The organism is Streptomyces longispororuber (assembly GCF_024448165.1).
GTDB classification, from domain to species: domain Bacteria; phylum Actinomycetota; class Actinomycetes; order Streptomycetales; family Streptomycetaceae; genus Streptomyces; species Streptomyces longispororuber_A.
Window position 1 is genome coordinate 1 of record NZ_JAMOLN010000281.1, and the last position, 10,856, is coordinate 10,856.

At 73.6% G+C, this 10,856-nt stretch carries 7 protein-coding genes, 1 tRNA gene and 2 pseudogenes; 7 read left to right on the plus strand and 3 right to left on the minus strand.

Annotation, left to right across the window (positions count from 1 at the left end; all coding sequences use genetic code 11):
• Positions 1–333: pseudogene (locus tag M4J07_RS43510) on the plus strand (phosphotransferase); the annotation flags it as partial.
• Between the two features lie 10 nt (positions 334–343).
• Here M4J07_RS43510 and M4J07_RS43515 read toward each other — a convergent pair.
• Positions 344–940, minus strand: coding sequence for a DinB family protein (locus M4J07_RS43515; RefSeq protein WP_255982049.1), 597 nt, complete (start codon positions 938–940; stop codon positions 344–346).
• 186 nt (positions 941–1,126) lie between these two features.
• Positions 1,127–1,198, minus strand: a tRNA-Cys gene (locus tag M4J07_RS43520).
• A 193-nt stretch (positions 1,199–1,391) separates the two neighbouring features.
• Between M4J07_RS43520 and M4J07_RS43525 the strand changes: the two genes are divergently transcribed.
• From M4J07_RS43525 to dapE, 5 genes are all read left to right on the plus strand, one after another.
• Entirely contained in the window at positions 1,392–2,867 is a 1,476-nt protein-coding gene (locus tag M4J07_RS43525; RefSeq protein WP_255982051.1) for an MFS transporter, read from the plus strand.
• A 258-nt stretch (positions 2,868–3,125) separates the two neighbouring features.
• Entirely contained in the window at positions 3,126–4,919 is a 1,794-nt protein-coding gene (locus M4J07_RS43530; RefSeq protein WP_255982053.1) for a DEAD/DEAH box helicase, read from the plus strand.
• 271 nt (positions 4,920–5,190) lie between these two features.
• On the plus strand, positions 5,191–5,832 hold the full coding sequence (locus M4J07_RS43535; RefSeq protein ID WP_255982055.1) for an IclR family transcriptional regulator: 642 nt from the start codon (positions 5,191–5,193) through the stop codon (positions 5,830–5,832).
• 133 nt (positions 5,833–5,965) lie between these two features.
• On the plus strand, positions 5,966–7,414 hold the full coding sequence (locus M4J07_RS43540; protein WP_255982057.1) for an amino acid permease: 1,449 nt from the start codon (positions 5,966–5,968) through the stop codon (positions 7,412–7,414).
• Positions 7,411–8,490, plus strand: coding sequence for a succinyl-diaminopimelate desuccinylase (dapE, locus tag M4J07_RS43545; protein ID WP_255982059.1), 1,080 nt, complete (start codon positions 7,411–7,413; stop codon positions 8,488–8,490). The genes M4J07_RS43540 and dapE overlap by 4 nt, the downstream gene beginning before the upstream one ends.
• 240 nt (positions 8,491–8,730) lie before the next feature.
• On the opposite strand, the gene M4J07_RS43550 is transcribed toward dapE, so the two are convergent.
• Positions 8,731–10,287 (minus strand): PucR family transcriptional regulator, encoded by a 1,557-nt coding sequence (locus tag M4J07_RS43550; protein WP_255982061.1) that lies wholly within the window; start codon positions 10,285–10,287, stop codon positions 8,731–8,733.
• A 111-nt stretch (positions 10,288–10,398) separates the two neighbouring features.
• On the opposite strand from M4J07_RS43550, the pseudogene M4J07_RS43555 reads away from it, so the two are divergent.
• Positions 10,399–10,856, plus strand: a pseudogene (locus M4J07_RS43555) (hypothetical protein); the annotation flags it as partial.

Below are 10,856 nucleotides of genomic sequence, written 5' to 3' on the forward strand. Positions count from 1 at the left end.
CGGGTGGCCGAGGGGTATGTGCGGGGCGGGTTCACCGCCGTCGTGCAGGACGTCGTGCTGGGTGGGCACCTCCAGGAGTACGCGGAATACGTGGAGGGGCTCGGCGTACGGCCGTTGTACGTCGTCGTGCTCGCGCCCCGCGCCGATGCCGTCGTGGCCCGGGAGGCCGCCCGGGGCAAGAGCGGGTACGGCGAGTGGGGGGTGCGCGAGCTCGACCGGGTGTTGCGGGAGGAGACGCCTCGGGTCGGGCTGTGGCTCGACACGTCCGACCTCACCGTGGACGCGACCGTCGATGCCGTACTGGCGCGGCTGGCCGAGGCTCGCGTCGGGTGAGCGGGCGCGGTCAGCGCGGGGCGAGGCCGGTGCGGCCGTCCAGGAGTTCACGGGCGGCGTCCAGGTGACCCAGGTGGCGGGCCGTCTCCTCGATCATGTGCAGGATGATCCAACGCAGGTCGGTGACGTCGTCGTCGAGGTCCCCGTCGTGGTGGCCCAACGGGCGTGCGTCCAGGGGCGTCGAGGCGAGGACGGCGTCGGACAGTTCGCACTGGGAGCGGTAGAACGCGATGACCTCGGCCGTCGGGTGCGCTGACGCCAACGGGTTTGCAGGGTCCGCCGGGTTCGCCGGGTTCGCCGGGTTCACCGGGTCCGCCGCGTTCGTCTCTTCGGCCGTCGCCCAGGGCAGCGGGGTGGTCGCCGTGCCGCGGGCCACCTCCTGGAACCAGTGGCGCTCCGCGTGCCCGAGGTGTTCGACGAGGCCGATCGGTGTCCATCCCGAGGGCAGGACCGGGGTGCGCAGCTGGTCCTCCGTGAGTCCTTCGAGGATCGCCAGGGCTCCGGAGCGCTGTGCCCGGAGGAAGTGGTGGAGGGCCGTCGCTTCCCCTGTCGTGGGGCAGGACGGAGAAGACGGGGGCGGGGGCGTCTGAGTTCTGCTGGCGGGCATGGGCAGCCTTCCCGGTGGCTTGAGTACGGGCATGTTCTCCGAGGATCCGAGGAGGGGACTTCCGCGGGACGGCGAAATCATCGGTGTCCGGCCGGTCAGTGTCCGGCCCGAACATGCCGAAGGGGCGTCCCGCCGCAGCGGGACGCCCCTTCGTGAACATGCAGCCCAGCGCCGTTGAGCTGCCGGAGGCCGTAACCGGAATCGAACCGGTGTGCTTCGCTTTGCAGGCGAATCCCTAAACCACTCGGGCATACGGCCGTGTTCTCCAACTGGTTTGACCGTAGGCGCCCCGCCGACCCCGCCTCAAGGGTCCGGCCCGCCCTGCAATGCGACTGCCACACGCCGTTCACGATCCGGGCCGGCCGCCCCGGGGACGTACGACCAAGGGACTACCCACAACCCCGTCTCCCGACAGGGGTCAGTCGCCCGGACGCCCCTTACTCTGATCCGCATGACCGCCCTCGAAGACGACATGGACGTCGTTGCCCCCGCCTCCCTCCGCGATGCCGCGGCCGGTGCCGACGTGCCCGGCGGCGGTGAGCCCGAGGGCGTGCTCGGCAAGACCTATCGCGCGCTCAGCATCGGCATCGTCACCGTCGTCCTCCTCATCGCCTTCGAGGCGACCGCCGTGGGCACCGCGATGCCGGTCGCCGCGCGCGAGCTCGACGGGGTGTCGCTGTACGCCTTCGCGTTCTCCGGGTACTTCACGACCAGCCTGTTCGGGATGGTGCTCGCCGGGCAGTGGGCCGACCGGCGCGGGCCGCTGGGGCCGGTCACCGCCGGGATCGCGACGTTCGCCGCCGGGCTCGTGCTCGCCGGGACCGCGGGCGGCATGTGGCTGTTCGTCGCCGGGCGGGCCGTACAGGGGCTGGGCGGCGGGCTGGTCATCGTCGCCCTGTACGTGGTCGTCAGCCGCGCCTACCCGGAGCGGCTGCGGCCCGCGATCATGGCGGCGTTCGCGGCGAGCTGGGTGGTGCCGTCCGTCGTGGGGCCGCTGGCGGCGGGGGCCGTGACCGAGCACGTCGGATGGCGGTGGGTGTTCCTCGGGATCCCCGTCCTCGTCGTCCTTCCCCTCGCGCTCGCGCTGCCGCAGATCAGGCGGCGGGCCGGCGGGCCGCCCGCGGGCGCCGTGGGCGACGGCGGCGTCGACCGGCGGCGGATCCGGCTGGCGTTCGGGATCTCGCTCGGCGCGGGGCTGCTCCAGTACGCCGCCCAGGACCTGCGGTGGCTGTCCCTGCTGCCCGGTGCGGCCGGCGCCGCGCTGCTCGTGCCGTCCGTGCTCGGGCTGCTGCCGCGCGGCACGTACCGGGCCGTGCGCGGCCTGCCGTCCGTGGTGCTGCTGCGCGGGATCGCGGCCGGGTCGTTCATCGCGGCCGAGTCGTTCGTGCCGCTGATGCTGGTCACCCAGCGCGGGCTCTCGCCGACGCTCGCCGGTTTCTCGCTGGCCGCGGGCGGTGCGACGTGGGCGCTCGGCTCGTGGGTGCAGTCGCGGCCGCGGCTCGAACCGTACCGGGACCGGATGGTCGCCGGGGGCATGGTGCTGGTCGCCGCCGCCATCGTGACCGCGCCGAGCGTGCTGATCGAGGCCGTGCCGGTGTGGATCGTCGCGGTGGCGTGGGGCTTCGGCTGTCTGGGGATGGGGCTCGTGATCTCCTCCACGAGCGTGCTGCTGCTCCAGCTGTCCGCGCCCGAGGAGGCCGGGACGAACTCCGCCGCGCTGCAGATCTCCGACGGCCTGTCGAACGTCGTGCTGCTCGCCGCCGGGGGCGCCGCCTTCGCCGCGCTGGGCGGGGGAGCGGTCGGGCACGGGGTGACCGAGGGCGCGACCGGCTCGCACCCGGGGGCGTTCGTCGCCGTCTTCCTGCCGATGGCGGTGGTGGCGCTGGTCGGGGCCTGGGTGGGGACCCGGTTGCGGGAATCCCGGTGACGACGGCCCGGCGACCGGGCGGCCACGTGGCTGGGCGGCCGGGGGACCGGACAGCCAGGCGGCCGGATGACCAGCCACCACCGGGATCCCCGTGACGTGACGGCGACTCCCCGTGCACGGCGGTGAGTTGATCTGTGATGCGTGTCGCAACCGCGCCCGGCCCGGCCTCGTCCACCGCGCTCGTCAACACGCTCACCGGTAGGGTGGCCCGGTTGTCATACGTAGCCGTGCCGTCCAGCCCCAGTGATTCCGGAGACCGTGACTACTACCGCCGCCTCCTCGTCCCACCACCTCTCACCCGCCTTCCCCGGCCGCGCCCCCTGGGGCACCGCCAACAAGCTGCGTGCCTGGCAGCAGGGGGCGATGGAGAGGTACATCCAGGAACAGCCCCGCGACTTCCTCGCGGTCGCGACGCCTGGCGCCGGCAAGACGACCTTCGCGCTCACCCTCGCCTCCTGGCTGCTGCACCACCACGTCGTGCAGCAGGTGACCGTGGTCGCGCCGACCGAGCACCTGAAGAAGCAGTGGGCCGAGGCGGCCGCCCGCATAGGCATCAAGCTGGACCCCGAGTACAGCGCGGGCCCGCTCAGCAAGGAGTACGACGGCGTCGCCGTGACGTACGCCGGTGTCGGCGTGCGCCCGATGCTGCACCGCAACCGCAGCGAGCAGCGCAAGACCCTCGTCATCCTCGACGAGATCCACCACGCCGGTGACTCGAAGTCGTGGGGCGAGGCGTGCCTGGAGGCGTTCGAGCCGGCCACCCGCCGCCTCGCGCTGACCGGTACGCCGTTCCGCTCCGACACCAACCCCATCCCCTTCGTCCAGTACGAGGAGGGCAACGACGGCATCCGGCGCTCGTCGGCCGACTACACGTACGGCTACGGCAGCGCGCTGGGCGACGGCGTCGTGCGGCCGGTCATCTTCCTCTCCTACAGCGGCAACATGCGCTGGCGCACCAAGGCCGGTGACGAGATCGCCGCGCGGCTCGGCGAGCCGATGACCAAGGACGCCATCAGTCAGGCCTGGCGGACCGCGCTCGACCCGCGCGGCGAGTGGATGCCGAGCGTGCTGCGGGCCGCCGACGCCCGGCTCACCGAGGTCAGGAAGGGCATCCCGGACGCGGGCGCCCTCGTCATCGCCTCCGACCAGGAGTCCGCGCGCGCCTACGCGAAGCTGATCCGGGAGATCACCGGCAGCAAGGCCACGCTCGTCCTCTCCGACGACACCGGCGCCTCGAAGCGGATCGACGACTTCGCGGCGAGCGAGGACCGGTGGATGGTCGCCGTGCGCATGGTGTCGGAAGGCGTCGACGTGCCGCGCCTGGCCGTCGGCGTGTACGCCACCACCATCTCGACGCCGCTGTTCTTCGCGCAGGCCGTGGGCCGTTTCGTACGGTCCAGGCGGCGCGGCGAGACGGCCTCCGTCTTCCTGCCCACCGTCCCCGACCTGCTCGGCTTCGCCAACGAGATGGAGGTCGAGCGTGACCACGTCCTCGACAAGCCGAAGAAGGACGGGGAGGAGGACCCCTACGCCGAGTCCGAGCAGGAGATGGACGAGGCGAACAAGCAGCAGGACGAGGACACCGGCGAGCAGGAGCAGTTCTCCTTCGAGGCGCTGGAGTCCGAGGCCGTCTTCGACCGGGTCCTCTACGACGGCGCCGAGTTCGGCATGCAGGCCCACCCCGGCAGCGAGGAGGAGCAGGACTACCTCGGCATTCCGGGGCTCCTCGAACCCGACCAGGTGCAGCTGCTGCTCCAGAAGCGGCAGGCCCGGCAGATCGCGCACAGCAAGAAGAAGCCCGACAGCGAGGCAGATCTGCTCGAACTGCCCGCCGAGCGGCGACCCGTCGTCTCCCACAAGGAGCTGATGGAGCTGCGCAAGCAGCTGAACACGATGGTCGGCGCGTACGTCCACCAGAGCGGCAAGCCGCACGGCGTGATCCACACCGAGCTGCGGCGGGTCTGCGGCGGTCCGCCGAGCGCCGAGGCGACCGGCGGGCAGCTGCGGCAGCGCATCGCCAAGGTGCAGGAGTGGGCCACCCGCATGAAGTGACGCGGGGGTCATGTGCGGGCAATCGCGTACAACTCAGGCCGGGGGCTGCCCGGATTCTGGACGGAGTCTTCCGCTCAGCGGGACGTCCTCGCTACATTCCCGGCAACGCACACGCTCCGTGGCAGCGCCGCCCCGGACTGCAGCCGGTATGCACGTGCACAGCCCAGCGCCTGATCACCGACCGGCGGCCTCTGACGCGCGTCGCCCACGGGACAGGCGGCGGGGCAGCCACGTCCGAGCCGCCGACCCTCACCACTAAGGAGTGGGCGTCGTGACCGCGGAGACCTCCCAGACGCTCGACCGGGGACTGCGCGTCCTCAAACTGCTCGCCGACACCGACCACGGGCTGACCGTGACCGAGCTCTCGAACAAGCTCGGCGTCAACCGCACCGTCGTCTACCGTCTGCTCGCCACGCTGGAACAGCACGCCCTCGTCCGCCGCGACCTGGGCGGCCGCGCCCGGGTCGGGCTCGGCGTGCTGCGCCTGGGCCGGCAGGTCCATCCGCTGGTGCGCGAGGCCGCGCTGCCCGCACTGCGCTCGCTGGCCGAGGACATCGGGGCGACCGCCCATCTGACGCTGGTGGACGGTACGGAGGCGCTGGCCGTGGCCGTCGTCGAGCCGACCTGGACCGACTACCACGTGGCGTACCGGACCGGGTTCCGCCACCCGCTCGACCGCGGGGCCGCGGGCCGCGCCATCCTCGGGGCCCGGCAGGGCGTGCTGCCCGAACACGGCTACACCCTCACCCACGGCGAGCTGGAGGCCGGGGCGAGCGGTGCCGCGGCGCCGCTGCTCGGCGTGACCGGGATAGAGGGCAGTGTGGGCGTCGTGATGCTGGCGGACGCGGTGCCCGAGCGGGTCGGCCCGCGGGTCCTCGACGCCGCCCGCGAAGTGGCCGACGCGCTGCGCTGAGCCCGGCACCGGGCCCCTTTGGCCGACCGGCCAAGCGGTCCCTTCCCTTTCTGGCCGATGTTCCCAACCCCACTGCCTGCCCGCTCAGCATCATCGGGGCGACAACCAGTGCAGTGGTGAGGGGAGCGGTGCCGTGGAGACGGTTCGTACACGTCCGGACGGTGGTCCGGGAGGCGGTCTCGCGGCGCGGCTGACGAGGCGCCAGGACGTGGCGGCGGCCGCCGCCACGGGCACCGCGCTGCGCCGCACCATGGGCATGTGGCAGTTGACCCTGCTGTCCGTCGGCGCCACGCTCGGCACCGGCATCTTCGTCGTCCTCGGCGAGGCGGTGCCCGACGCCGGGCCCGCCATCGTCGTGTCGTTCGCGCTCGCCGGGGTCACGGCGCTGTTCTCGGCCCTGTCGTACGCCGAGCTCGCCGGCATGATCCCCGGGTCCGGCTCCTCGTACAGCTACGCGTACGCGACGCTCGGCGAACTCGTCGCCTGGGTGTGCGGCTGGTGTCTGATCCTGGAGTACGGGGTGTCGGTCGCGGCCGTCGCCGTCGGCTGGGGCCAGTACGTGAACGAGCTGCTCGACCTGACGGTCGGCGTCACCCTGCCCGACGCGCTCAGCGCGCCCCCGGGCGCGGGCGGCGTGCTCAACATCCCGGCCGCGCTCATCGTCGTCCTCGCCATGGTCGTGCTGCTGAGGGGCGCGCGCGAGAGCGCCGTCGCCAACGTCGTCATGGTCGGCGTGAAGGTCGCCGCCCTCGTGATGTTCTGCGCGGTCGCCTTCACGGCGTTCCACGCGGGCAACTTCCAGCCGCTGTTCCCGCTCGGCGCCGCCGGGATGAGCGCGGGCGCCGCGTCCCTCTTCTTCTCGTACATCGGCTTCGACGCGGCCTCCACCGCCGGCGAGGAGGCGAAGAACCCGCAGCGGGACCTGCCGCGCGCCATCATCCTGTCCCTCGTCCTGGTCACCGCGCTGTACGTGCTCGTCGCCGTCGCCGCGCTCGGCGCCATGCCGTGGCAGGACTTCGGGGGCACCGAGGCGACGCTGAGCCAGGTGCTCGTGCAGGCCGTCGGCGGCGGCAGCCTCTGGCCGATCCTGCTGTCGGCCGGTGCGGTGGTGGCGACCACGAGCGTCGTGCTCACCGTCCAGTACGGGCAGATCCGCATCCTGTTCGCGATGTCCAGGGACGGCCTCGTGCCGCCCGTCTTCTCCCGGGTGCACGCCAGGAGCGGGGTGCCGCGCGCCAACACCGTGATCGTCTCGTCCTTCATCGCCGTCCTGGCCGCGCTCGTCCCGCTGGGCAGCCTCGCCGACGCCACCAGCATCGGCACCCTGTTCGCCTTCGCCCTGGTGAACATCGCCGTGGTGCTGCTGCGCCGCCGCGATCCCGACGCGCCGCGCAGCTTCCGGGTGCCGCTGTCGCCGCTGGTGCCGGTGCTCGGCGTGGTCTGCTGCGGCTACATGCTGTTCAGCCTCGGCACGGACACCTGGATCGCGTTCGGCGCGTGGATGGCGGTCGGGCTCGTCGTCTACCGGCTGTACGGGATGAAGCACTCCCAGCTCAACTCCGCCCCCGAGGAGCAGTCGTGACCACCCCCGCCCCCGCCCCCGTACTCGAACTCGGCGCGGACGTCGTCGAGTTGACCCGCGCACTCGTCGACATCCCCTCCGAGAGCGGCGACGAGAAGCCGCTCGCGGACGCCGTCGAGTCCGCGCTGGCCGCACTGGCGCACCTCACCGTCGAACGGGTGGGGAACTCGGTCGTCGCCCGCACCGGCCTCGGCCGCCCCGAGCGGGTGATCGTCGCCGGCCACCTGGACACGGTGCCCGCCGCCGGGAACCTGCCCGCGCGACAGGAGGGCGACCTGCTGTACGGGCTCGGCGCCTGCGACATGAAGGGCGGCGTGGCCGTCGCGCTGCGGCTCGCCGCGACCCTGACCGCGCCGTCGCGCGACGTCACGTACGTCTTCTACGAGTGCGAGGAGGTCGAGGGCGACCGCAACGGGCTGCACCGGATCGCCACCGAGCGGCCCGAGCTGCTCGCCGCGGACCTCGCGATCCTGATGGAGCCGTCGGACGCCGGGGTCGAGGCGGGCTGCCAGGGCGTGCTGTGCGCCGACATCACGGTGCGGGGCGCGCGGGCGCACACGGCGCGGGCCTGGAGGGGCGTCAACGCGGTGCACCGGTCGGCGGAGGTGCTGCGCGTGCTCGACGCGCATGTGCCGGAGCGGGTCGTCATCGACGGCCTGGAGTACCGGGAAGGGCTCAGCGCCGTCGCCGTGCGGGCCGGGGTCGCCGGGAACGTCGTCCCCGACACCTGCGTCATCTCCCTCAACGCCCGCTTCGCGCCCAGCCGTTCGGCCGCGGAGGCGGAGGCGTACGTACGGGGGCTCTTCCCTGCGGAGTACGAGTTCGAGGTGACGGAGGTCGTGCCCGGGGCCCTGCCGGGTCTCGACCGGGCGGCCGTGGGGTCGCTGGTCCGGTTCCTCGGGGTCGAGCCCCGGCCCAAGCTGGGGTGGACGGACGTCGCGCGCTTCACGGAGCTGGGGGTGCCGGCGGTGAACTTCGGGCCGGGGGATCCGGTGCTGGCCCATACGGCCGGGGAGTACGTCTCCGTCGGGCAGCTGGTCGAGTGTGAGCGGAAGCTGGGCGACTGGTTGCGCTGACGCTCCGCGGGTTGTTCGGTTCGTAGGTCGGCTGCGGGCCGGTGGGGCTTCTCGCGCAGTTCCCCGCGCCCCTGAGAGGCACGCCCTTCGGGCGGCCTCTCCCCGGCGGGGGAAGGCTGCGCGCAGCGCATGCCTTCAGGGGCGCGGGGAACTGCGCGAGCAACCACGACACACCCGCAGCCCGCGACGAAAGCGGAACCCGGCGGACGCAGTCGGTATTTCACCCGCAGCCGGCGGCGTTCAGGCGGAGTCCAGGCGTGCCGTGAGCCACAGGACCAGGCGTTCGTCCGGGGCGTCCAGGTCCAGGCCGATCTGGTCCCGCGCCTGCCGGAGGCGGTACCGGCAGGTGTTGGGATGGACGGCGAGCCGCTTCGCGGCGCCCGCCATGTCGCAGCCGGCCTCCAGCCACGCCATGACCGTACGGGCGTAGTCCGTACCGTGCTCCGCGTCGTACGCCCGCACCCGGACCCACGCCCCCTCCGTCAACTCCCGTCGCCCGCCCAGGAGTTCACCGAGCCGCAGCAGGGTCACCCGGGCCTGCACGTCGTCCACCAGCGCGACCGGCAGCTCCGCGGAGAGGCAGCGCAGCACCAGGTCGGCGTCGTCCCGGGAGTCCGCGGCGCGCGCCAGCCCCGGCACCAGCGCGCCGAGCCCGGCCCGCACCGGGGTGCGCAGCGCCTGCCCCGCCCGCTCCACGATGTCCTGCGCGAGCCGCTTGTGGCGGGCGGCGCCGCGTTCGCCGGCGGCGGGCAGCAGGGCGTAGACGACCCCGTCGACCAGGACGCAGGCGTGCCGCCCGTAGCGCGCCTCGCACTGCAGCCGGACGAGGTCGAGGAGTCGCAGCGCCGTCCGTTCGACGTCCGGTGCCGTGCTGGCGCCCGCCGGGACGAACGCCGCCACCCGTACCGGCTCGGTGCCCGCGCCCAGGCCCAGCCGGTGCGCGGCGCCGGCCGGGTCGACCGTGCCGTCCAGGACCCGGCGCAGCAGGTCCCCGCCGAGGTGCCGGGCCAGCTCCTGCGCGGCGCGGGCCCGCAGCAGCAACAGGGCGGCGGTGGACGCCCCTTGGGCGAGGGCGTCCTCGGCGTCGGGGGCGAGACCCCCGTCGTCGACGACCCAGAGCGAGCCGAGCGTCTCGCCGCCCGCGCGCACGGCGACGGCGATCCTGGGCAGGTTGTCGGCGTCGAGCGCGGGCAGCCGCAGCGGGACGTCGGCGGCGAACAGGGCCCGGTACTGCTCGGCGTTCTCCGGGCTGTCGGGGACCTGGAGGCCGAGGATGCCGTTGCGCCGGTCCTCGTCGACGGCCTGCCCGGGCACGGTCGAGTAGGCGAGGATGCGCTGGCGCGGGTCCTCGATGGCGGTGGCCCCGCCGACCGCCGCGGCGACGGCGTCGGCGAGCGCGAACAGATCGCCGCCGGGTGTCGGCGCACCGCCCGCCCCGGCACCCGCCGCCGCGGACAGCAGCAGGTGGACGCGGTGCCAGGCCGCGTCCTCGTCGACCGTGAGCAGGGCGATCCCGGCCTGCTCCGCCTTCGTGACGAGCTCCGGCTGCTCCGGGGCGCCGCGCACGACGACGGCCGCCATGCCCGCGGCCGCGGCGGCCCGCACCAGCGGCCCGGCGTCCGGGGCGCGCACGCCGACCGCGAGGAGCACGGCGCCGGGCGCGGCGGGCAGCGGCGCGTCCGCGTCGTGGAGCAGCACCTCGCCGACCGTCACGCCGAGCCCGGCGGGCGCGGTGACGGCCCGCACGGACGAACCCCCGAGCACGTCGAGCAGATCACTGAGGGTGGGCGTGTCCATCGGGAACCTTTCGCTACGGCGCAGCTCGTTTGGCCGATCGCAACACGACCCTAGGCACCTGTTGTGCCACAGGACAACCTTTCCGATGTCCGTCCCGCCGAGACTCGGACCATGACGACAACCGGTGTCACCGTCCGCACCATCCACGAGGTGCCCCGCATCGCCGCCGTGGCCGACTTCTTCAGCGACGTGTGGCAGACCCCCCGAGCCACCCCGCCCTACCCGGCCGAGGTGCTGCACAGCCTGGTGCACGCGGGTGGCGCCGTGCACGCCGCGTACACCGCGGCGGGGGACCTGTGCGGTGCGGCCGCGGCGGTGTTCGGGGAGCCGGCGGCCCGGGACGTGTACTCGTTCGTGGCGGCCGCCCGCACCAGTGACCGGGGCGTGGGTGGCGCGGTGAAGCAGGCGCAGCGGGAGTGGGCGCTGGCGCGCGGGGCGCGCACCATGCGCTGGACGTTCGACCCGCTGGTGGCCCGCAACGCCCGCTTCAACCTGGTCAAGCTGGGCGCCGCGGGCACCGAGTACCTCGTCGACTTCTACGGTCCGATGGCCGACGGCCTCAACGACGG